Here is a 22574-nt window from a genome sequence, read left to right on the forward strand (position 1 = left end):
AATCTTGCGGAGCGATACGTAATGCTGCACTAGCAACCGCATTTCTGCATTGCGGCAATAGAATCGGATAACGCGCAACAGAAGGAGGCCCCGATGGCTTTGGATACGCAACCCAGCATCGCTGACTACGATGCCCCGAAGAAGGACTTGTACGAGATCGGTGAGATGCCGCCGCTTGGGCATGTCCCCAAACAGATGTATGCTTGGGCCATTCGCCGGGAACGTCATGGCGAACCGGACAAGTCCTTTCTGGTCGAAGTTGTCGATACGCCCGTTTTGGATAGTCACGAGGTTCTGGTCCTCGTGATGGCCGCTGGTGTGAACTACAACGGTGTTTGGGCTGGCTTGGGCGTACCTATTTCGCCATTTGACGGCCACGGTGCGGATTATCACATCGCGGGGTCAGACGCTTCTGGCATCGTTTGGGCTGTTGGCGACAAGGTGAAAAGCTGGAAAGTGGGTGACGAAGTGGTCATTCACTGTAACCAGGATGACGGCGACGACGAAGAGTGTAACGGCGGCGATCCGATGTTCTCGCCCTCCCAAAGAATTTGGGGATACGAGACCCCGGACGGCTCGTTTGCGCAGTTCACGAATGTGCAGGCGCAACAGCTTTTGCCACGCCCTAAACATCTGACATGGGAAGAAAGTGCCTGCTACACGCTGACACTGGCTACGGCCTACCGGATGTTGTTTGGGCATGCGCCACATGAGCTGAAACCCGGACAGAATGTTCTGGTCTGGGGGGCATCGGGCGGTCTGGGATCCTTTGCGATCCAATTGATCAATGCCGCCGGTGCGAATGCCATCGGCGTGATCTCGGAAGAGGACAAGCGCGAGTTTGTTATGTCACTCGGCGCAAAGGGCGTGATCAACCGCAAGGATTTCAATTGCTGGGGGCAGTTGCCCACCGTGAACACGCCTGAATATGCCGCCTGGTTCAAAGAAGTGCGCAAGTTCGGCAAAGCGATCTGGGATATCACGGGCAAAGGCAACAATGTGGATATGGTGTTTGAACACCCCGGCGAAGCCACGTTCCCCGTGTCGACCTTCGTTTGTAAGAAAGGCGGCATGGTCGTGATCTGCGCGGGGACCACGGGCTTCAACTGTACGTTTGACGTTCGGTATCTCTGGATGCACCAGAAGCGCATTCAGGGCAGCCACTTCGCACATTTGAAGCAAGCCGCCTCGGCCAACCGCATGATGGTCGAACGACGAATCGACCCCTGTATGTCCGAGGTGTTCCCTTGGGAAGAGATCCCGGACGCACATATGAAAATGTTGCGCAATCAACACAAGCCCGGCAACATGGCGGTCCTGGTTCAGGCACCGAAAACCGGTCTGCGCACCTTCGAAGACGCACTTGAGGCCGGCCCGAAATAGGTCAGAAAACCGCTGAAATTTGGCCCCCCGTCCGAACAGGATTGGGGGGCTTTTTTGTCGAATCTTGAGACACTTCACTCGTTATCGAAGCGAATCACATTGAAGTAGAGTTGACCGCTTGGTCGGCTTATTCAGAGATCAGTATGTTACGCAAATCACCCTCCCCATTTATGGGGAGGTCAAATGGGTGAATACCGAAGCGCAAAAACACATGCGAAGGTTGATTTCCAAACTTGCGAGATCGAGGCTTTACATGTCTGATGAATGGATCATTGATGTTCTTACTGACCTGAAGGCTTACGCGGTTAAAAATGGTTTGAACGTCACGGCTGACCAGCTTGACGACGCGCGACTGATTGCCATGACCGAAATCGCTGCTGCCTCACGTCAAGAGACGGAGAACGCGCGCGACTATGAAAAACCGGTTGGAAGACCTTGTCTCTACGTTGCAGGCGGCGAACTCGCTTGAAGACCTGCAAGCCATAACCGAGGCTCTGCGGGATCACTACGACGTCTCTCATACCGTCTATCATTGGGTCAATTCTGTTGGCGAAAGATTTGGTGCAGGCACGTACAGCGCCGAATGGGTCGACCGCTATCTCGAAAAGGATTACTTGCGCATAGATCCTGTTATTTTCGGATGTTTTCAAAGGTTTACCCCCGTAATTTGGAAGTCGCTCGATTGGTCGTCAAAGGCGGCACGCGAGATGTTCCAGGATGCTATGAACTATGGTCTGGGCAATCAGGGATTCACCATTCCGATACGTGGACCCAACGGGCAATTCGCGCTGTTTACCATGAATGCGACCGCGGAAGATGACGCATGGGAAACCTTTGTCGATGAGAACACACACGATCTGATGATCATCTCGCACGAACTCAACAAAAAAGCGCTCGAATTCGAGAAATGGGGTCAGGACGTTCAGTCCCCGTCGCTGTCGCCTCGTGAATTGACGGCGATGACCTGTTTGGCGAAAGGGATGAATCGCGCGCAATCTGCGGCAGAAATGAGCATATCAGAACACACGTTAAGAGTGTATATCGAATCGGCGCGCCACAAGTTGGGCGCCATGAATACAACCCATGCGGTAGCACGTGCGTTGTCTACGGGGATCATAATCGTATAAAATACATCTAAAACGCTCAAGACATTTGCCTTATTTTAACCATAAGGCGACCATCATTTGGCTAACTTATCGGACAAAGGAGCCAAACCGATGCTGCGCTATCTCTATGGTAATGATTTGAATAACTTCCCTCTGCTTGCAGACACTATGTTCCGCGATCGTGCTGAACAGTTTTCTCGTCGGTTGGGCTGGGACGTCCACGTCGACGACGCAGGGCACGAGCGGGATGAATACGACGACATGAATCCCCTCTATGTGATCTGGGAACAAGCAGATGGCCGCCACGGCGGATCCATGCGTTTTCTACCTACAGTGGGGCAAACCATGGTCAACGACCATTTCGATCACCTGACGGACGGGGTGCATATCGAAAGCCCGCTGATCTGGGAATGCACACGTTTCTGCCTTGCACCCGGCGCGGATCGTCGCGCTTCTGCCGCTCTGGCGCTTGGTGCTGGCGAACTGATGGATGCCTTCAAGCTGCGCCACTATGTCGGTGTGTTCGATCCGCGGATGGAACGGATTTATCGCCTGATGGGGCTGGAGCCGGAAGTCATCGGAACGGCTGGTGAAGGCAAAGATCGCATTGGCGTGGGCCTTTGGTCCATGAATGATGATGCATTTGCCCCGACTCTTGCCCGCGTGGGCGTGGATCGCGAAACCAGCAAGAACTGGCTGCGCTATTCCCTGGGTCTTGGCCAGCGTGTTGTTGCGCCGGACGCCATTCCCGCAAGTGCATAAGCGGTAATAGGACGGATCTGCGCCATACCTGCTGGCGCAGCATCAGAGCGCAGGTTAGGGTCGCGCCATGACCATTGGCGCGCACCTGACCTACTCTGACGACCAAGCGGATGCCCATGACCGCGTGGCAGATATGCTGCGCGGGGCAGGGGTGAATCTGGACGATGCGCTGCTAACGCCAATGTCGGACGGAAAGTCACAGGTCATGGCGGTCGTTGGCAAGGCGGGCTCAGGCAAGACGATGTTGCTTGCCCAGCTATACCGCGCATTAGAAGAAGCTGGTGTCGAGGTTGTGTCCGGTGATTGGGAAGGTAAACGCCGAAAGGATCGCAGGACATTGGCCATACTGGCCCCGACCAACAAGGCTGCCAGCGTGCTGCGCAATCGCGGGGTGCCCGCAACGACCATCCATCGTATCCTCTACACGCCCGTCTATGACCCCGAATACGAGAAGATTGCCGAGTGGCTGGCGGGAAATGGCGAACGGCCCGCGATCGAAGGTCTGACAGAGGCGGCGCTGGATCGCGCATTTGCATTCTACCAAGCCCAGAAGTCTATTCCCGGGGCGTTGGCCGCCGCGGGATTGCGCGGATCAGATTTCATTACCGGTTGGAAACGACGGGATGACCCTTTGGACATCGGGTTCGTTGATGAAAGCTCGATGCTGGATGAAAAGCAGTTCAACGATCTGCGCGAAATCTTTCCGACACTGGTGCTGTTCGGCGATCCCGCCCAGCTTGCCCCGGTGGGGCAGTCTGGTGAAATGGTCTTCGATCGGTTGGGCGACAGCCGCAAGATGGTGCTGCACCGCATTCATCGGCAGGAGCAGGACAACCCTATTCTGGACCTTGCGCATGCCTTGGCGGATGACACACTGGATTTCGCATCGTTCGAGCAAATGATCGAAGAGGCTGCGCGTTCAGATGACCGTGTTGTTGTTGCGCCGCGCGTAAATGCCGACCTCATGGCACGCTCTCCGGTTCTGGTGTGGCGCAATGTAACGCGCGTGCGCCTGATCACGGCATTCCGGGGCGCGTTTGGTGCGCCCGAGCATGAGCTGATGCCCGGTGAGCCGTTGATCTGTGATGGAATTGAGCTTCCACTGAAGCACCGCAAGAAACGGATTGATCTGGAAGCGCGTGGCCTGATCAAGGGGGCACAATGTGTCTATCTTGGCCCCGGAAAACGACCGGGGTTTTCCCGATTGCATGTGCTGGGTGCTGAAGACCCGCAATTGTCCGCCGCGTCAATCATCAAGATAGAAATGCCGGACGAAGAAGAGCCGTTCATTCCATATGCCGCACATATGGGCGCGGCTTTTTTGCATGGGGCGGCGGTGACCATCCACAAGGCGCAGGGGTCGCAATGGCCCGAAGTTCAGGTCTTTGCACCAGATATTTGGGCGGCGTCGCGGGCAGGGCGCACCGAGGCCGGGCTGCCTTTGTGGAAGCGACTGGCCTATGTGGCAATCACACGGGCCGAAACGCGCCTGCATTGGGTGAAACGCTATGCCATGGCCCGGCCAGAGGCCGAGCTGTCGACACAAGACCTACCCAGCAAACCGGTCCCGTTTGCATTGGAAGCGCAAGGCGAAGACGTGGCATAGACCCGTCTGGGGTAGTTACGTGCGCAGGATCACCCGGAACAGGGCTGACGCCCCCCAGCCAGCGGCAATCGCAATAACAAGGGACAGAATACCATAGATCAGTGGTTGTTCATGGGCGAGGTTGAAGATCCAACGTTCCAAACCGACCTTCTGCACGTTGATCACGGTTTCATACTGCGAAGCAACGGTCCCCGCGCGCGTCAGATAGATGCGCGTGCGATAGTCGCCTTCGGTCACATTGGCCGGCAAGGCAATGCGTGTGTTGAACAGCGTTTCCTCTTGCAGCTCGACACTGTTTTCCATGAGTTTGTAAAGATCAGACTTCTCGCGAATACGGATCAGCGCGCGGGTGAAATCGCGCGGGTCTTGGTTGGTGAAGGGGGTGTCGCTGATGCGGATCGACCGCTCGACCGAAATGACGTGTTTCAAATCGTCAAGGATCGAGAGTGTCTCGGTCAGCGGGGCCGAAGTTGCGACCGCATAGAAACTTGGCGCAGCGGCGAGTTCTATTGAGTCACTGTTAACCCAGATCCCGAAGCGTCGGTCCTTCTTGCGGACCGTGACCGGATGGGCTGGGCCTTCGACGACGACGATCACTTGAAGGGGGCTGTCGGTCGGGGGCGGGGTGTCGCGCTTGACGGCGCCGAAGATCAGGATCTCGGACCCCACGAAAGTCGCGGTGATTGAAACGCGGTTCTGGCTAAGCCCGGCAACGACCTTTTCCGCAGATGCGGGCAGGGCGGCAAATACAATCAACATGAGGATGGAGAGGAAGCGCAGCATCAGTGCCCTCCCGCCTGACCGATTTCATAAAGCTCGGTCGGTTGGATCAGCAGGTCCAACCCAAGTTTGCCGCAAACCACCAGAACCATCAGCGCCAGCAAGACCCGCAACTGTTCGGCCTTGAGCTTCACGCCAATGCGCGCACCGATCTGTGCGCCAACAACGCCGCCGATCAATAGAAGAACCGCCAGCCCCATATCGACTGTATAGTTGGTCGTGGCGTGCAGAAGCGTCGTGAAAGCGGTCACGAAAATGATCTGGAACAGTGATGTCCCGACGACCACCTTTGTCGGCATTCCCAGCAGATAGATCATCGCGGGCACCATGATAAAGCCACCGCCAACGCCCATGATCGCCGCCAGAATACCCACCAGCACCCCCACGAGAATGGGAGGAATCACTGAGATATATAGGCCCGATGTGCGGAACTTCATCTTGAACGGCAGATTATGCACCCAAGTGTGTTTGCGCCGTTTCGGCACAGCGGATCCGCCGCGCGTTTTCATCAACGCCCGCACGCTTTCGACAAACATCAACGATCCGATGATGCCAAGGAACAGGACATAAGACAGTTTGACCAGCAAATCGACCTGCCCAATAGCCTTCAAAGCATTGAACAATTGCACGCCCAACGCAGCCCCGATCAGACCGCCGATTAGCAGCACCACCCCCATTCGAAGGTCCACCGTCTTGCGCTTCAGATGTGCCAGTACGCCGGAAAATGAGCTTGCGACGATCTGGTTGGCCTCGGTGGCCACCGCGACGGCGGGTGGGATGCCGATAAAGAACAGAAGGGGCGTCATCAGAAAGCCGCCGCCAACCCCGAACATGCCGGACAGTATACCAACGATCCCCCCAAGCCCGAGCAACAAGAATGCGTTTACGGAAACCTCGGCGATTGGCAGGTAAATCTGCATTAGGAAAAAACTCTGGGCTGGCTGTGTATCTACGATCTGTTTCTTTATTGGCCCATGAAGCGGGCGTTAGTCACGCGTTAAGTATCGTCGAACCAGTTTTTCCAGCTTTTCTGCGCCAAGTGGCGCCATAGCCTTGGTATGTTCATGGCTAATCGCCTCGTCCGACAGACCTTGTGCCATGTTGGTGATGGTGGAAAACGCAGCAACCCGCAGTCCAAGGAACCGCGCCAGAATCACTTCGGGTACGGTAGACATCCCGACCGCGTCTGCCCCCAGCGTGCGAATGGCACGGATTTCGGCGGGAGTTTCAAACGACGGGCCGGAGTACCAGGCATAGATACCGGGGGTCAGGGTAATGCCTTCATCCTTGGCGATTTCTGCAAAGCACTTCTGCATGTCTGCGTCGTAGGCGCCCCCCATGGGAACGAAACGTACGTCTGATGCTTCTCCGATCAGGGGATTTAGACCCGAGAAGTTGATGTGATCCGAAATCAGCATCAATTCGCCCGGCGGAATGTCCAGCCGCATGGATCCAGCCGCGTTGGTCAGGATCAGGCGATCCGCGCCCAACGCTTTCAACAGCTCCAGCGGCAGACGCATCGCGTCGGCTTTTCCGTTTTCATAGTAATGCGACCGCCCGCCGAGCACGGCCACCCGCGTGCCCTCCAACTGACCGATCACCAGTTTCGGGTTATGCCCTGAAACATGTGCCTGCGGGAAACCGTCGAGCTGGTCGTAGGGGATTGCGACCCCATCGACCGTGTCGGCCAGATGCCCCAGGCCGGACCCAAGGACCAACCCGACCTCGACCGGCTCAGGTCCGGCTAAGTCGCGCACCTGTCTGGCAAGGTTCTCAGCGCTCTTTGACATAGGGTTGCCCCCCGGCCTTCGGTGCGACGGCGGTGCCGCCGAACCCGGCCAGAATGATCACTGTCAGGATATAGGGCAGGGCCTGCATGAACTGCACCGGGATGACGAATGTGCCCAGGTCGATGTTCTGATACCGGTTGGCAATGGCTTCCAGAAGTCCGAACAACAGCGTGGCATAAAGCGCATGCCAAGGCCGCCAGCGTGCGAAGATCAGGGCTGCCAGCGCGATATAGCCACGCCCCGCGCTCATTTCCTTGACGAAGCCTGCTGCCAAACCAGTGGCAAGATAAGCGCCAGCCAGTCCGCACAGGATGCCCGCGATCAGCATCGCGGCATAGCGCAGCCGGATCACCGACACACCTGCTGTATCAACCGCGGCCGGATTTTCACCCACCGCGCGCAGGCGCAGACCGAAGCGGGTGCGATACAAAACGAACCAAGATAGCGGCACCATAAGAAGCGCCACATAGACAAGGATCGTGTGGCCTGACAACAGGTCGGAATAGATCGGTCCAAGGATCGGCACATCCGCGACTGCATTCGCAAATGGCAGCTCGACCGGCGAAAAACGCTGACCGCCCGACAGGCTCGGCGTCCGGCCACCAAGACCGAACCACGCCGTGCCGATCAGAATTGTAATGCCCGAGGCAAAGAAATTCAGTGCGACGCCGGAGATCAGCTGGTTGCCCTGAAAGGTGATCGACGCAAGGCCATGCACACCAGAGAAGGCGATCGAAGACGCAACACCGGCCAGAAGCCCCAACCAGACCGACCCGGTTGCTGCCGCGACCGCTGCCGAGAAAAAGGCCGAGGCGAGGATCTTACCCTCAAGCCCGATATCGAAAACGCCCGCTCGTTCAGAGAACAGCCCGGCAAGACAGGCAAGCAAAAGGGGTGTGGCAAGGCGCAGGGCGCTGTCGGCGATTTGGATGATCGTCAGGAAATCCATCAGTTCGCCTCCTGCTTCGCGGCCCGGATGAAGGCGCGTTCAACCGGCCCCCGAACCATGTTGTCCAGCGCCCCGGTGAACAGGATCACCAGTGCCTGAATGACGGTGACAAGCTCGCGCGGGATCTTCGTCCACAGGGACAATTCGCTGCCGCCTTGGTAAAGGAAGCCGAACAGAAGCGCGGCCAGCAGCACGCCGAACGGGTGGTTGCGGCCCATCAGGGCCACAGCGATGCCGATAAAGCCCGCCCCTTCGACCGAGTTCAGCACAAGCCGCTCGGCTTCGCCCATGGTGTTGTTGATGGACATCATGCCGGACAGTCCGCCAGACAGAAGCATGGCGACCATGATAATCTTGAACGGAGAAATGCCCGCATAGACCGATGCATCAGACGACAGACCAAAGGCGCGAATCTCGTAACCCAGACGCGAGCGCCACATCAGAAGATAGACGATCACACATGCTGCAAGCGCGACGAACAGCGACACATTCACCGGCGCGGATTTCGAGAAGTTGATCCCTATGGGTGCCAGAAACTCGTGCAGGGTGGGCAGGTGTGTTGCCTCGGGGAAGTTGGCGGTTTGCGGGTTCATCTCGCCCTGAGGGCGTAGCACGTTGACCAGCACATAGTTCAGCGCCGAGGCGGCTATGAAGTTGAACATGATAGTGGTGATAACCACGTGGCTGCCCCGTCGGGCTTGCAAATAGGCGGGGATGAAAGCCCATGCGGCACCAAACACAGCCCCGCCAACCATGGCAAACAGAAGTGCGACCGACCAATGGGGGAAGGGAATGTACAGACAAACCAACGCAACGCCTAGCCCGCCGATCATCGCCTGACCCTCGCCACCGATGTTGAACATCGCGGCCTTGAAGGCAATCGATACCGCAAGCCCGGTGAAGATGAAGTTGGTGGCATAATAAAGCGTATAGCCCCAGCCATAGGTCGACCCCAGCGCGCCGGTGATCATGGTCTGCAGGGCCTTGATTGGATTCTCGCCGATGGCCAGAATGACCAGCCCCGACAACACGAAGGCGATCAGAAGGTTCAGAAGTGGAATTAGGGCCACATCGGCCCATTTGGGCATTTTCTGCATCAGGCTGCATCCCCTTCCTGTGTAACCCCGGCCATCAACAGACCCAGTTCACGTTCATCGGTCTGATCGGGCAACCGTTCGCCCATGATATGGCCATCGAACATCACAGCAATCCGGTCGCTGAGGGACAGGATTTCCTCTAACTCGACCGAGACCAGAAGCACTGCTTTGCCTTGATCGCGCAGTGCGATGATCTGTTTGTGAATGAACTCGATTGCCCCGATATCGACCCCACGCGTGGGCTGCCCGACGAGAAGAAGGTCAGGGTTGCGTTCAATTTCACGCGCCACAACGATTTTTTGTTGGTTGCCGCCCGAGAAGCTTTTGGCTTCCAGCTGTGGATTTGGTGGCCTTACGTCGAAACGATCCATCTTGTCCTGAGCCGTTTCAAGTATTTTAGCGTTATCCATCAAAAGCTTATTCTTTTGATACTCGGGCGCATGGTGATAGCCAAAGACGACATTCTGCCACGCCGGGAAGTCCATGATCAGGCCGTGTTCCTGCCGGTCCTCTGGTACATGCGCGATCCCGCGCTTGCGTCGCGAACGGCCGTCTGAGTATTTCCCGGTCAGATCAATCGGGTCGCCGTTGACGCGAATTTCGCCTGTGGCGGTGGCATAGCCGCCCAGAACCTCCAGCAACTGCGACTGGCCGTTTCCGGATACCCCGGCGATGCCAAGAATCTCGCCCGCGCGCACATTGAGAGAAATGCCTTTCAGGCGTTCCACCCCATGATCGTCAACCATGTGCAGGTTATCGACTTCCAGAATCTTCTTGCCGGGGGTCGCAGGTACTTTGTCTACGCGCAGCAGCACCTTGCGGCCCACCATCAGTTCGGCCAGATGTTCGGGGTTGGTGTCTTTGGTTTTGACTGTCGCTGTCATTTCGCCGCGCCGCATGACAGAGACGGTGTCCGTGATCTCCATAATCTCGCGCAGTTTGTGGGTGATCAGGATGATCGTTTTGCCCTGGTCGCGCAGGCCATTCAGGATACGGAACAGGTGGTCGGCTTCGGCGGGTGTCAACACGCCCGTCGGCTCGTCAAGAATCAGAATATCCGCTTCGCGGTAAAGAGCTTTCAGGATCTCAACACGCTGCTGTACCCCGACGCCAAGATCTTCGATCAGCGTGTCCGGGTCAACGTGGAGTTCGTATTCTTCTGCAAGCGATTTCAGTGACTTGCGCGCCTTGGCCAGCGAAGGGCGAAGCATTGCGCCATCTTCGACCCCAAGGACCACATTCTCAACCACCGAGAAATTTTCAACCAGTTTGAAGTGCTGGAACACCATTCCGATACCGGCTGCAATCGCGGCCTGGCTGTCGGGGATCTGGGTTTCTTTTCCGTGGATGAAGATCTGCCCTTTATCCGCTTTGTAGAACCCATAGAGGATGGACATCAGGGTCGATTTCCCCGCGCCGTTTTCGCCGATGATCCCGTGGATCGTCCCCGGCTGCACGGATATCGAGATGTCCTTGTTCGCCTGCACAGGCCCAAAGGCCTTCGATATGCCGCGAAGTTCGATGGCAGGGGCAACAGTCGCCTGTTGCCCCCCTTTGATCACATCAGCCATTGTTCGATCAGAACTTCATGACGGGGCAGGTGTCGTCCGACTGATAGTCATGGACGGCAATTTCGCCCGAGATGATCTTGGCTTTGGCGTCTTCGACGGCGGCTTTCATATCATCGGTGACCAGCTCTGCGTTGTGTTCGTCCATCGCAAGGCCAACACCCTCATGCGCCAGATCCATAACGCGCACGCCGGGTTTCAGTTCTTCGCCCTCAATCATCGCGTCATAGACCGAAACATCGACCCGTTTGACCATCGACGTCAGAACTTTGCCCGGGTGCAGGTAGTTCTGGTTGCTGTCGACGCCAATCGACAGCACGCCTTCGTCCGCTGCGGTTTGCAGCACGCCAAGACCTGTGCCCCCTGCAGCTGCATAGATTACGTCAGCGCCTTGGCTGATCTGAGCTTTCGTCAGCTCGCCACCCTTCACCGGGTCATTCCACGCGGTTGGTGTGGTGCCGGTCATGTTCGAGATGATCTTGGCATCCGGGTTGGTTGCCAGAACACCCTGCGCATAGCCGCAACCGAATTTACGGATCAGCGGAATGTCCATCCCACCCACGAAACCGACGGTTCCTGATTTCGAGGCCATGGCCGCCATGATCCCAGCCAGATACGACCCCTCATGTTCGGCAAAGGCCACGTTCAGCACGTTGGGCGCATCCGACCAGCCATCATTGGTCACGAACGTGGTTTCCGGGAAGTCCGGGGCCACTTCGGACAAGGCTGCCGACATGGCAAAGCCCAGGGTGATCACCGGGTTGGCGCCGGTTTCGGCAAAGCGGCGCAGCGCCTGTTCACGCTGGGCTTCGGACTGAAGCTCGATCTCAAGATAGCTGCCGCCGGTTTCCTGCGCCCATTTTTCAGCGCCGTTGAAACCAGCTTCGTTGAACGACTTGTCGAACTTGCCGCCAAGGTCGAAAATGATCGCGGGATCGGCCAGCGCCGCCCCGGCGGTCAGGGCCATCGACGCAGCCGCGCCAAGAAATGTCTTCATCAGGGTCATGTTGATACTCCCGGTTGTTGTTGTTGGGGGCCGCTGACGGAATGTCAGCCGATTCCCAGAGTCTGCGAGCAGATCGCTGAATAGGATCATCCGGGATTTTGGGCGGAGGGCAAGGGTGGGGTCAACATTAAGTTTCACTGCCCGGACTGAAAACGCCTATTTTTCAGACGGTTCACGCAAGGGAAGGTGCTTGGCCAACAGGATGGCATCGACCGGGCTGCCTGTCTGGCGTGTATAATATCCGGTCCGGCGTCCAGATTCGCTCCAACCCGACGTAATATACATTGCCCGCGCTGGTTCGTTGTCCGCGGCGACTTCAAGATAAGCCAGCCTTGCGCCGCGCGATTTCGCTTCATCTTCAAAACTGGTCAGAAGCGTGCGCCCGATACCCCTGCCTTGCTGATCCGGGTGGACGACGATTGTCAGAAGTTCTGCTTCGTCCCCGATCACGCGCCCCATTGCAAACCCGTGCTCTGTCCCCGCCACAAGGACATGAGGAGAAGACAACAACGACCGCATTTCCTCTTCGCTCCACGCGCGGCTTGCCTTGAACACCGCAGCATGGAGTTGCGCAAGTTGAACCGGGGTGAGGTCAATCATTCCTTGGCTCTCAGGGAAGGATGACGGGTGCCGGATCGCGGGGCGGGGCGGCATCGGCGGCGCGGATGTATTGCGGGGCAGGGCGCGGGATCGGTGCTTTTCCTGCCCGCGCAAGGCGCGCAGCAGCGATACGCGCAATGGCGGGGGCAGGGTCCGCCAATGCGTCAGGTCCAACGCGCGCACCGGTGAGCGCGGCAGCTTCACGGGCGGACATCAGGCTTGGCGCTTCATCATCGCCACCGGCGCGCAGATACTGAGCATATACATGATCCCGCCGTGCGTCGATCAGCGACCAGACGGGGCGTTTGGCGTCCGCGGCCTGTGCTTCAAGCGATGATACGCCAATCGCGGGCACCCCCAAAGACAACGCCAAACCCCGCGCCGCGGCAACGGATATGCGTATCCCGGTGAAGTTGCCAGGCCCAATCCCGACCCCGATGGCGTCAAGATCGCGCCATGATAAACCAGCGGCGCCCAGCACCTCTTCAAGCAGGGGCATCAAGCGTTCGGCCTGCCCGCGCGACATGGGTTCGAAACGTGAAACGATGATCTTGTCACCCGACAGCAAAGCGGCCGCGCAATGCGCGGCCGAGGTGTCAAATGCTAAAATCAGTGGCTTAGGCGGCAACAGGGCGCACCTCGATCACTTCGGGGATATAGTGCTTCAGCAGATTCTCGATCCCCATCTTCAGCGTCAGCGTCGATGAAGGGCAACCTGCGCAGGCACCCTGCATATGCAGGTAGACGATGCCGCGATCAAACCCATGGAAGGTAATATCACCACCGTCTTGGGCAACCGCCGGTCGAACACGTGTGTCCAACAGCTCTTTTATCTGCTCGACGATCTCACCATCTTCACCGTCGTGTTCGGCATGACCCGCCGAGGTGTTTGCCTCGCCGGCCATGATGGGTTGGCCCGACTGGAAATGCTCCATAATCGCGCCAAGGATGGCCGGTTTGATGTGATCCCAGTCGACCTCATCCGCCTTGGTTACGGTGACGAAATCGGCGCCAAAGAATACGCCCGTGACGCCCTGCACTTTGAAGACGCGTTCGGCCAAGGGAGAACCACCTGCCGCCTCAGCCGTCGGAAAATCAGCGGTTCCGGTGTTCAACACGGCCTGCCCGGGCAGGAATTTCAACGTGGCGGGGTTCGGTGTGGATTCGGTTTGGATGAACATGTTGGCGCACCTTTTTTATCAGGATTGATATGGGCCTCAGACAAGGCAGAGTCAAGGTTGCAGGGCCGTCAGGTGATCTCTTCCAGTCGATCCTTGGACATTTCACCCGGCACGATGGTCATGGGCACCGGAAGTGTCGCCGAGGCTCGCATCATCTGGTTGATGATCGGGCCGGGGCCGTTCTTTTCAGACCCGGCCCCCAGAACAAGCACCCCGATATCGGGGTTGTCGTTGATCTGGGCGATGATTTCGGGCACCGCTTCACCTTCGCGGATGACCAGTTCAGGGTCCACGCCTTGCCGGTCGCGCATCCACTTGGCGAACACTTCGAAATGCACGGTGATACGTTCGCGCGCCTCTTCCCGCATGATGTTGCCAACCCCGATCCAGTGGTTGAATTCGTCCGGCGCGATGATCGAAAGAACCTGCACACCGGCACCGGTCTTGGCGGCTCGCATGGCGGCAAAACGCATCGCGTTCAGGCATTCGCGGCTGTCATCCAGGATCACAAGGAACTTGCGCATATTGGTCCTCCCAAAACGGGGTCAGTCTGCATGAGGGGCAGGGTGCTGTCCACGGTTTTCAACGCACGGCCCGCCGTGCAATGCGGGTGGCGTAGGTGGTGATCAGGATCGCCAGCAAGACCAGCCGCCCGACATGCGCTGCCGCAACGAAACTGGGATCCGCGCCCATCGCCACGCCCACCACGATCATGGTTTCAAGCCCGCCTGGTGCAAACCCGATCAGCATGTCCAGCGTGGGCAAGCCCGACAGGATCGCCGTCGGAACAGCGACCGCGGCAGCCAAAGAGGCCGTGAGCAGGACCACGACCGCCGCCGCCGCCATGTTGTGTTTCAAATCCCGCCATGTCACGCCCGAGAACCGCGTGCCAATCAGACACCCCATCATCACCAGCACCACTTGGCTGACCCAGGGTGGCAAGTTGCCATCGACCGCCCCGGTCAGATGAAACCCGGCCGCGGCAATCATCGCCGCCAGCAAGAGGGGGGCAGGCAAGCGAAATTTGATCAGGACCGGCGTCAAAGCCAGTGCCACCAACAGCTCTGCCCCGATCATCAGCCAGGGCGCGGTTGCTCGTCCTACCGGCAGGCCGGGTCCAAGCTCGATCCCGGACAGGCGGGCGGCAATTGGGACAAACAGGCTGAGCGCCAGAACGCGGAACGACGCCAGGATGGCTGGTCGGGCGACGGGGATGCCAAGGCTGTCGGAAAGAGACACAACAAGGCTCAAATGTCCCGGCGCGGCGGACAGGAAGGCTTCGTCGCGGTCAAATTCCATGCTGCGGGTCAGCACCCAGCGTCCGATATAGGGGGTCGCGATGGTCAGCGCGGCCAGCATGGTGAAGGCTATCGGCCATCGGATCACGGCTTCAACACTCGTCGGTGTCACCATCGAACCGACAGTGATCCCGACCAGGATGAAAATCACGTTGCGCAACGGTGGCGCAATATCGGTGTCCATGCCGCGCAGGCTGGCAAACGCCACCACGAGCGCAGGACCAAGCAGGAATCCCATGGGCATATTGATCGCCCATCCCGCCGCTGCGCCAAGTGACCCGACACAAAGTGTCAGGATCGTTCGCAGCGGCTCAGCCATCAGAATGCGCCCAATCCCAATAAAGTTCGCGCACCCGGCGTGTCATCGGACCGGAATTGTACATTGTGCCGTCAAATTCACTGACTGGTGTGACTTTCATCATGTTTCCTGACAGAAACACCTCGTCCGCCTTGTGAAAATCGTCGAAGGTCAGAACCGTTTCATGTACCTTGATCCCGTCGGCGCGCATGTTGGTGATGTGGCGCGCACGGGTGATCCCGGCCAGAAAGCAGCCGTTGGCTATCGGCGTAAACACTTCGCCGTCACGGACCATGAATACATTGGCAGACGAGGTCTCTGCCACGTTGCCAAGGGCATCCGCAACCAGCGCGTTGCCATACCCTTTGGCGCGCGCCTCGGCCAGCATCCGCGCGTTGTTGGGATAGAGGCACCCCGCTTTTGCATTCACCACGGCATCTTCCATGACCGGGCGGCGAAAGCGGGTGGTGGTCAGGGTGGTCGACGCCGTTTCAGGTGCCATCGGTATCTCTTCCAGAGAGATGGCAAAACCCGTGGCGCCTTTTTTCGGCACGATACCCAGATCACCACCCTCCAGCGCCCAATACATCGGGCGAATGTAAACGGCAGCGTCCTTGGGATAGGTGGCCAGACCTTCTTTCACGATTTCGACCATATCGGCGGTGTTGATGGTCGGGGTGATCATCAACGCTTCGGCTGACCGATTGACCCGCGCGCAGTGGGGTTCAATGTCCGGGTGAACACCTTCGAAATACCGCGCCCCATCAAATACGGTTGTGCCCAGCCACGACCCGTGATCCGCAGCGTTCATCACAGGAATGTCGCCCTTGTGCCACGTGCCGTTGAAATAGGTGCGGATGTTTGTGCCGGTAGCCATCGAAGCCTCCTTGAAGCTGGGGCCGAGATTAGCAGGCAAAGGTCAGGTGTCCAGACCCATTGCGAATGCACGGAACAGGAAAGGACGCCCCCGGCAGCTGGGGTTTGCTGCCAGGGGCGGGCGCATGCGGAAAGTTGGGACGGGCACACGCAATGTGCGATTTGATCTGTCCGGGCGGGCCACCGGCCAAACCGGGAATCGGGCACAGGTCAGATTATCGATCAGAATAGAAACCGTTTTGTGACACTGGATGGTGCCATTGGCGGCTAGCGTATGCCGATATCTGCCAGCGCGGCGGCAAGGTCATTGGGAAGGGGCGTGTCATCGGTATCGGTTCGCGTTGTCGACAAATCGCGCGGAGCGTCCGCAGGCGTCAGATATCGCCACCCCTGGAAAGCACGGCGTGGTTGGCTTTCGGTACGGACGACCTGCGGATCTAGGACGATGCCGCAGCGGCGTATCCCGTCGTCGCCGATCACCTCTTCCAAACGAACGATGCGTTGGCGGGCAAGGACAAGCCCTTTGAAAACCCAATACAAAGAGCCACCTGCCAGGAGTTCTTCGTCGCGTTTCGGCCACATGCGCGTGACATGACGAGGATTGGCCTGCCCGCCTTGTGCCATGCGGGCCGCTTGCCAGGTTTCAAGGTCTTCCACCCTCTCGGCGCCAACGCATAGTTTTACCAGATTTATGGTTCCGGTCACAAAGTCGCCCCCAGATATTGTGTTTGGCTTGCCACTTTACGCCGAATCTCGTCCATTGGCAATTGACCTGACCCCGCTGCCGGCTCTATTCTGGAAAGCCTTCCAACCCGCATAGGAATCGCCTGCATGAGCCGTTTTGCTGCCCCCATCGCCGAACAAATCTGGGATATGAAATACCGGCTGAAGCATGCCGATGGAACAGCCGAGGACAAATCTGTTGAAGACACATGGCGCCGCATCGCGCGTGCCCTGTCGGAAGCTGAGCCCGCCCAGGAAGATGCGTTTTACGGCGCTTTGGAAGATTTCAAGTTTCTGCCTGCGGGCAGGATCACGGCAGGGGCTGGCACCGGGCGGTCGGTGACGCTTTTCAACTGTTTTGTCATGGGCACAATCCCCGACAGTATGGGCGGTATTTTCGACATGCTGAAAGAGGCCGCGCTGACCATGCAGCAGGGCGGTGGAATCGGTTATGATTTCTCGACCATTCGCCCGCGCGGCGCGGATGTGAAAGGGGTGGCGGCTGATGCCTCCGGGCCGCTCAGCTTCATGGATGTGTGGGATGCGATGTGCCGCACGATCATGTCGGCAGGTTCGCGTCGCGGGGCCATGATGGCGACCATGCGGTGCGACCATCCGGACATTGAAGACTTTATTACAGCCAAATCCGACGCAGCCCGTCTGCGCATGTTCAATATGTCGGTTCTTGTCACGGATGATTTCATGCAGGCGGTGAAGGATGATGCCAGCTGGGATCTGAAGTTCGAAGGCACCATCTATCACACGGTTGAAGCCCGTGATCTGTGGAACAAGATCATGAAGGCGACCTATGGCTATGCCGAGCCAGGGGTGATCTTCATCGACCGGATCAACCAGATGAACAATCTGGCGTATTGCGAAACCATTGCGGCCACCAACCCCTGTGGTGAACAACCGCTGCCGCCTTACGGCGCTTGTCTGTTGGGGTCGATCAACCTTGCGCGTCTTGTTGCGGAACCGTTTGAAGCCACCGCACATCTGGATGGCGACGCGCTGACCGAACTGGTCGCAACCGCCGTGCGCATGATGGACAACGTGGTTGATGCCAGCCGCTTCCCACTGGAGGCACAGCGACAGGAGGCGCAAGCCAAGCGCCGTATCGGACTTGGCGTCACGGGGCTTGCCGACGCGCTTCTGATGTTGGGCCTGCGTTATGGTTCGGACGAGGCCGCAACGCAGACCGAAGCATGGATGAAGCAAATCGCAAGGGCGTCTTATCTTGCGTCGGTGGACCTGGCGAAAGAGAAGGGGGCGTTTCCCCTGTTTGATGCAGAGAAGTTCCTGGCGTCCGGGTCGCTCAAGCACATGGACAAGGACGTACGCGACGCGATCCGTGAACATGGCATCCGCAATGCGCTGCTGACCTCCATCGCGCCGACGGGCACAATCAGCCTTTACGCAGGTAACGTGTCGTCGGGCATCGAGCCGGTCTTTGCCTACGCTTACACCCGCAAGGTGCTGCAAAAAGACGGAACCCGCACGGAAGAAGAGGTTGTCGATTATGCCGTGCAGATGTGGCGCGATAAGTTTGGCGACAAGGAGCTGCCGGATTACTTTGTAAACGCCCAAACGCTTGAACCGCTGGCGCATGTGAAGATGCAGGCGGCTGCGCAGAAATGGATCGACAGTTCGATTTCCAAAACCATCAACTGCCCGGAAGACATCAGTTTCGAGGCGTTCAAGGACGTTTATATGGAGGCGTGGGACAGCGGTTGCAAAGGCTGCACGACCTATCGTCCCAATGACGTGACGGGATCGGTTTTGTCCGTGTCCACAGACAGCGAGAAAGTGCCCGAGGCCGACAGCGGCGCGGATGTTGTCTATATCTCGGAGCCATTGGATCGCCCGCAATCGCTTGAAGGGCATACCTATAAGGTCAAATGGCCCGACAGCGAACACGCGATCTATATTACCGTGAATGATCTGGTGCTGAATGGCCACCGCCGCCCGTTCGAGGTGTTCATCAACTCGAAGAACATGGAGCACTTCGCCTGGACCGTGGCGCTGACCCGCATGATCTCGGCCGTGTTCCGGCGTGGGGGGGATGTGAGTTTCGTGGTTGAAGAGCTGAAAGCGGTCTTCGACCCGCGCGGTGGGGCATGGATGGAGGGGAAATATATCCCGTCGATCCTTGCAGCCATTGGCGGGGTGATTGAACGTCATATGGTGGCGACAGGGTTCCTTGAAGGCGAAGGGATGGGCTTGAAATCCGATCCGCAGGCCGAAGTGGTCAACCTTGGTAATGCTCCGCGCGGCCCCGCCTGTCCAAGCTGCGGGCAGTATGACATGCGGATGATCGAAGGCTGCATGACATGTGCGTCCTGCGGGCATTCCAAATGTGGATGATCTGAGAGGGGGGCGACTTTGGGGTCGTCGCTAACGCGCTCTAACCGTCGTCGCGCGCGTAATCGCGCAATTGTTGGACATCGCTGATAATCGCACTGCTTTTGTTGATCCGAACACCATAGGTGCCCAGCCGCGAGAACGCGCGTGACAGACTTTCGGGCTTCATGCCCAGACGCCCTGCGATCAACACCTTGTCATAGGGCAGTTTGATGGCACATTCGTCTGGCGTGCCCTCGCACAACGCCAAAAGAAACTCGGCAACCCGCTGCGGGGCAGTCTTGGCTTTCAGCTGTTCAAGCTGTTTCACCAGGCCATGTAGATGGGTGAAGGTGGACGACAGGATTGAAAGCGCGACCTCGGGGTCCTGTTTCACCAGTTGCACCATGACGTTGGTCGGAATGTGCATCACTTCGCAGTTGGTTGCCGCTTCGCCAGACACAGGATAGGGCAGCTTTCGCAGGGCGACCGCTTCGCCGAAACTCTCACCACGGGTAAACACACTCACCACAGCTTCGGTTCCGCCGCGCGTCATACGATAAAGTTTGACCCAGCCATCCAGCACGATGTGGATCGCATCGGCGGGATCCTCTTGCATGAACAATGTTTCACCGCGTTCATAATGTCGCCAGGTGGCCTGTGCCAAGATCGCGTCCACATGCACATCGGGCAAGGCGCGCATGAAAAGCGAATTGCGCGCAATCGTCTTATACACTTCCAGTGGCACTGTCTTTCCCCTGTAAACGGCACCGTGCAAGCAGCGCGTCATCCTGTTCAAGCACTGTTTCTATCTGCGCAGCCCATCGGCGTCCACCGTCTGAATGCGCGTGTTCCGACGAGCCATTCATTCGGTGCTCTTGGTCGCGCTCGCAACGCGCCCGGCCAATTGTTCTTCCCAGACCTTCATCATCTCGTCTACCCGCTGCATGTAGGCTTCATTTTCAAAGGCTGGCGTGTCGATGTCGTGCAGCTGTGCAAGGTCCAGCATGACCTCGCGGTCCGAGCTGTCGAACTCTGCGACCATTCGCTCAGCCGTGGCACGACTGTGCCCCAGGGCTTCAAAAGCCGATCGGGTCATGCGAAGCGAACTGTCATAGACCTCTCGAATGACGTCGCGGCAGCCAACGGACCACAGATCGTAGACATGGTTTCGATCAATCGCGCGGGCGATGACGTGCACATCCGGGAAATGGGCGCAGACATAGCGGGTCAGCTCGGTTATCGACTCCTTGTCATCCATTGCGACGACAAGAACTTTGGCATCCTCGATCCCGGCGGCATGCAGCATATCCGGGCGTGTCGCATCGCCGAAATGCACGCTGATCCCGAACCGGCGCAGCATTTCCAGTTGCTCGGATGAATAATCCAGAACAGTCGTATCATACCCGGCAGCTCGTAAACCCCGGTTTACGATGCCGCCAAACCGGCCATGGCCCGCAATGATGATCTCAGCCGGTGTTTCAATCGTGTCAGCCTCGCGGGTGTCGTCGCTGGAATACCGTGGTGCGATGACGCGGTCATACAGAATGAACAGCGCCGGCGTCAGCAGCATTGACAGGGCCACCACCAACAACAGAAGATCGGCGATGTCTTTGGGAATGACCGCATTGGCAACAGTGAAGGTTAACAGAACAAAGCCAAATTCACCGGCTTGCGCGAGTCCCAGCCCGAACAGCCATTTGTCGCCACCCGTCAGGTGAAAGGCGCGCCCCAATGCCAGAAGAACTGCGGATTTTAGCACAATCAGCCCGATCGTCAGGCTCAGCACCAAGGCGAAGTTGTTGCCCAACAGAGCAAAATCAATACTGGCCCCGACCGTGATGAAGAAGACACCGAGGAAGATCCCTTTGAAGGGGTCAATATCGCTTTCCAACTCATGCCGATATGCACTGCCCCCCATAACCACACCGGCCAGGAATGTGCCTAATGCCGGTGACAATCCGACGACGGTCATCAGCAATGCGATACCAAGGACCATCATCAACGCCGCCGTGACAAAAAGCTCGCGCAATCTGGCCCGTGCCACGAACCGAAAAATCGGCGTGGTCAAATAGGTGCCGATAAAGATTACAGCCGCAATGGCCGCAAGTGTGACCAGCGCGGTTTGCCAGCCGTTCAGACCGTCAACCAGGCTGAGGTTCAAATGGGATGCGCCAGAGCCGTGATCGCCAGCATCAGCGGCGCCATGCGACATAGTCTCGGCCAGTTCCGGCATGGCGAGCAGGGGGATCAATGCCAACATCGGAATAACCGCGATGTCCTGCATCAACAGGACCGAGAAACTCGCCTGTCCCCCATCAGATCGCAGAAGACCCTTTTCGCGCAGCGTTTGGTTCACGATTGCCGTCGATGACAGGGCAAAGACCAACCCAATCGCCAATCCAACAGTCGTGGGCAGGCCAAATGCCATGGCGATCAGCATGACAAGAACTGTCGTGACAGCCACTTGCAAACCGCCCAGTACGAAAATACGGGATCGCATGTTCCAAAGCGCACGCGGGTTCATTTCGAGCCCGACAATAAACAGCATCATCACAACCCCGAATTCCGAGAAATGCTGAAGCGCCACGACGTCAGCCCCCATCCAGTGCAGGAAGGGGCTGATGACAATACCGGCCAGCAGATATCCCAGAACTGACCCAAGCCCGAGCCGCGAAGCGATCGGCACCGCCAAAACACCAGCCAGAAACAGCGTGAAGGTGATCAACATGAATTCGGCGGTCATAGGGCATCCTTTCGGGGTGGTCTTAGCTCAGCGCCACCTCAGTTCACACAACATGATCCTATTAACATGTTCATCTATCACTCAAGCGTTTGTGCCGGGCCGGGTCAAGCGGTGGGGATCCTGAACCTGTTGCCAGAGCGATTGGAAAACACATAGGCACCAAACACCGGTTAAATTACTTGCTCAGCAATCGTCTGAGCGCTCTCACGATTTCTGTTTCATGCCGGATTGACTGAGCGCAGTTCTTGCCTTCCACGGTTTCCATTCCAGCCCTGTGAACTTTTTTTCCGGAACGGAAGTTTCACCTTGTCTTCCCCACGTTCGCTTGGCTATACGCGTCGACGGAGACGTGGCCGAGTGGTCGAAGGCGCTCCCCTGCTAAGGGAGTAGGCGGGAAACCGTCTCGAGGGTTCGAATCCCTTCGTCTCCGCCACCCACCATTTTCATTGATCTGCACAGAGCAGC

22 protein-coding genes and 1 tRNA gene are annotated in these 22574 nt (G+C 57.8%); 7 read left to right on the top strand and 16 right to left on the bottom strand.

Features of this window, described 5'->3' with window-relative positions; genetic code table 11:
* Positions 1 to 93: 93 nt before the first annotated feature.
* From ccrA to J3R80_RS11365, 5 genes are all read left to right on the top strand, one after another.
* On the top strand, positions 94 to 1383 hold the full coding sequence (gene ccrA / locus J3R80_RS11345; RefSeq protein WP_275393888.1) for a crotonyl-CoA carboxylase/reductase: 1290 nt from the start codon (positions 94 to 96) through the stop codon (positions 1381 to 1383).
* Positions 1384 to 1636: 253 nt separating this feature from the next.
* Positions 1637 to 1852, top strand: coding sequence for a hypothetical protein (locus J3R80_RS11350; protein WP_275393889.1), 216 nt, complete (start codon positions 1637 to 1639; stop codon positions 1850 to 1852).
* On the top strand, positions 1797 to 2510 hold the full coding sequence (locus J3R80_RS11355; RefSeq protein ID WP_275393890.1) for a LuxR family transcriptional regulator: 714 nt from the start codon (positions 1797 to 1799) through the stop codon (positions 2508 to 2510). Before J3R80_RS11350 ends, J3R80_RS11355 begins: the two co-directional genes overlap by 56 nt.
* 90 nt (positions 2511 to 2600) lie before the next feature.
* On the top strand, positions 2601 to 3251 hold the full coding sequence (locus J3R80_RS11360; RefSeq protein WP_247034617.1) for an acyl-homoserine-lactone synthase: 651 nt from the start codon (positions 2601 to 2603) through the stop codon (positions 3249 to 3251).
* Between the two features lie 67 nt (positions 3252 to 3318).
* Positions 3319 to 4857, top strand: coding sequence for an AAA family ATPase (locus J3R80_RS11365; protein WP_275393891.1), 1539 nt, complete (start codon positions 3319 to 3321; stop codon positions 4855 to 4857).
* 15 nt (positions 4858 to 4872) lie between these two features.
* Here J3R80_RS11365 and J3R80_RS11370 read toward each other — a convergent pair whose 3' ends face one another.
* The 14 genes from J3R80_RS11370 to J3R80_RS11435 form a co-directional block, all read right to left on the bottom strand.
* The gene (locus J3R80_RS11370) at positions 4873 to 5640 is read right to left on the bottom strand and encodes a TIGR02186 family protein (protein ID WP_275393892.1); all 768 of its coding nucleotides are present in this window, start codon (positions 5638 to 5640) and stop codon (positions 4873 to 4875) included.
* Complete coding sequence (locus tag J3R80_RS11375; RefSeq protein ID WP_275393893.1) at positions 5640 to 6557, bottom strand: sulfite exporter TauE/SafE family protein; 918 nt, start codon at positions 6555 to 6557, stop codon at positions 5640 to 5642. The genes J3R80_RS11370 and J3R80_RS11375 overlap by 1 nt, the downstream gene beginning before the upstream one ends.
* Positions 6558 to 6623: 66 nt before the next feature.
* Positions 6624 to 7427 (bottom strand): purine-nucleoside phosphorylase, encoded by an 804-nt coding sequence (locus tag J3R80_RS11380; protein ID WP_275393894.1) that lies wholly within the window; start codon positions 7425 to 7427, stop codon positions 6624 to 6626.
* On the bottom strand, positions 7411 to 8376 hold the full coding sequence (locus J3R80_RS11385) for an ABC transporter permease (RefSeq protein ID WP_275393895.1): 966 nt from the start codon (positions 8374 to 8376) through the stop codon (positions 7411 to 7413). The genes J3R80_RS11380 and J3R80_RS11385 overlap by 17 nt, the downstream gene beginning before the upstream one ends.
* Positions 8376 to 9473, bottom strand: coding sequence for an ABC transporter permease (locus tag J3R80_RS11390; RefSeq protein WP_275393897.1), 1098 nt, complete (start codon positions 9471 to 9473; stop codon positions 8376 to 8378). Before J3R80_RS11390 ends, J3R80_RS11385 begins: the two co-directional genes overlap by 1 nt.
* On the bottom strand, positions 9473 to 11044 hold the full coding sequence (locus J3R80_RS11395) for an ABC transporter ATP-binding protein (RefSeq protein ID WP_275393898.1): 1572 nt from the start codon (positions 11042 to 11044) through the stop codon (positions 9473 to 9475). Before J3R80_RS11395 ends, J3R80_RS11390 begins: the two co-directional genes overlap by 1 nt.
* Before the next feature lie 7 nt (positions 11045 to 11051).
* Positions 11052 to 12047, bottom strand: coding sequence for a BMP family ABC transporter substrate-binding protein (locus J3R80_RS11400; RefSeq protein WP_275393899.1), 996 nt, complete (start codon positions 12045 to 12047; stop codon positions 11052 to 11054).
* Positions 12048 to 12203: 156 nt separating this feature from the next.
* On the bottom strand, positions 12204 to 12647 hold the full coding sequence (locus J3R80_RS11405; protein WP_275393900.1) for a GNAT family N-acetyltransferase: 444 nt from the start codon (positions 12645 to 12647) through the stop codon (positions 12204 to 12206).
* 10 nt (positions 12648 to 12657) lie between these two features.
* Positions 12658 to 13275 (bottom strand): tRNA (adenosine(37)-N6)-threonylcarbamoyltransferase complex dimerization subunit type 1 TsaB, encoded by a 618-nt coding sequence (gene tsaB, locus J3R80_RS11410; protein ID WP_275393901.1) that lies wholly within the window; start codon positions 13273 to 13275, stop codon positions 12658 to 12660.
* On the bottom strand, positions 13265 to 13828 hold the full coding sequence (locus J3R80_RS11415; protein WP_275393902.1) for a NifU family protein: 564 nt from the start codon (positions 13826 to 13828) through the stop codon (positions 13265 to 13267). Before J3R80_RS11415 ends, tsaB begins: the two co-directional genes overlap by 11 nt.
* A gap of 68 nt (positions 13829 to 13896) precedes the next feature.
* Complete coding sequence (locus tag J3R80_RS11420) at positions 13897 to 14352, bottom strand: universal stress protein (protein WP_275393903.1); 456 nt, start codon at positions 14350 to 14352, stop codon at positions 13897 to 13899.
* Between the two features lie 58 nt (positions 14353 to 14410).
* A complete protein-coding gene (locus J3R80_RS11425) occupies positions 14411 to 15445 on the bottom strand; it encodes an AbrB family transcriptional regulator (RefSeq protein WP_275393904.1) in 1035 nt (344 codons plus the stop codon).
* Positions 15438 to 16301, bottom strand: coding sequence for a branched-chain amino acid aminotransferase (locus J3R80_RS11430; protein WP_275393905.1), 864 nt, complete (start codon positions 16299 to 16301; stop codon positions 15438 to 15440). The genes J3R80_RS11425 and J3R80_RS11430 overlap by 8 nt, the downstream gene beginning before the upstream one ends.
* Positions 16302 to 16567: 266 nt before the next feature.
* The gene (locus J3R80_RS11435; RefSeq protein ID WP_275393906.1) at positions 16568 to 17005 is read right to left on the bottom strand and encodes a DUF1489 domain-containing protein; all 438 of its coding nucleotides are present in this window, start codon (positions 17003 to 17005) and stop codon (positions 16568 to 16570) included.
* Between the two features lie 126 nt (positions 17006 to 17131).
* Here J3R80_RS11435 and J3R80_RS11440 point away from each other — a divergent pair, with 126 nt between their 5' ends.
* The gene (locus tag J3R80_RS11440) at positions 17132 to 19387 is read left to right on the top strand and encodes an adenosylcobalamin-dependent ribonucleoside-diphosphate reductase (protein WP_275393907.1); all 2256 of its coding nucleotides are present in this window, start codon (positions 17132 to 17134) and stop codon (positions 19385 to 19387) included.
* Between the two features lie 40 nt (positions 19388 to 19427).
* Here the strand turns inward: J3R80_RS11440 and J3R80_RS11445 are convergent, their stop codons facing one another.
* Both J3R80_RS11445 and J3R80_RS11450 read right to left on the bottom strand, forming a co-directional pair.
* Positions 19428 to 20111, bottom strand: a complete 684-nt coding sequence (locus tag J3R80_RS11445; RefSeq protein WP_275393908.1) for a Crp/Fnr family transcriptional regulator — start codon at positions 20109 to 20111, stop codon at positions 19428 to 19430.
* Between the two features lie 117 nt (positions 20112 to 20228).
* Positions 20229 to 22109, bottom strand: coding sequence for a cation:proton antiporter (locus J3R80_RS11450; RefSeq protein WP_275393909.1), 1881 nt, complete (start codon positions 22107 to 22109; stop codon positions 20229 to 20231).
* A gap of 343 nt (positions 22110 to 22452) precedes the next feature.
* Here J3R80_RS11450 and J3R80_RS11455 point away from each other — a divergent pair.
* A tRNA-Ser gene (locus tag J3R80_RS11455) sits at positions 22453 to 22542 on the top strand.
* Positions 22543 to 22574: the final 32 nt, after the last annotated feature.

Source organism: Aliiroseovarius sp. Z3 (assembly GCF_029105185.1).
Taxonomy (GTDB): domain Bacteria; phylum Pseudomonadota; class Alphaproteobacteria; order Rhodobacterales; family Rhodobacteraceae; genus Aliiroseovarius.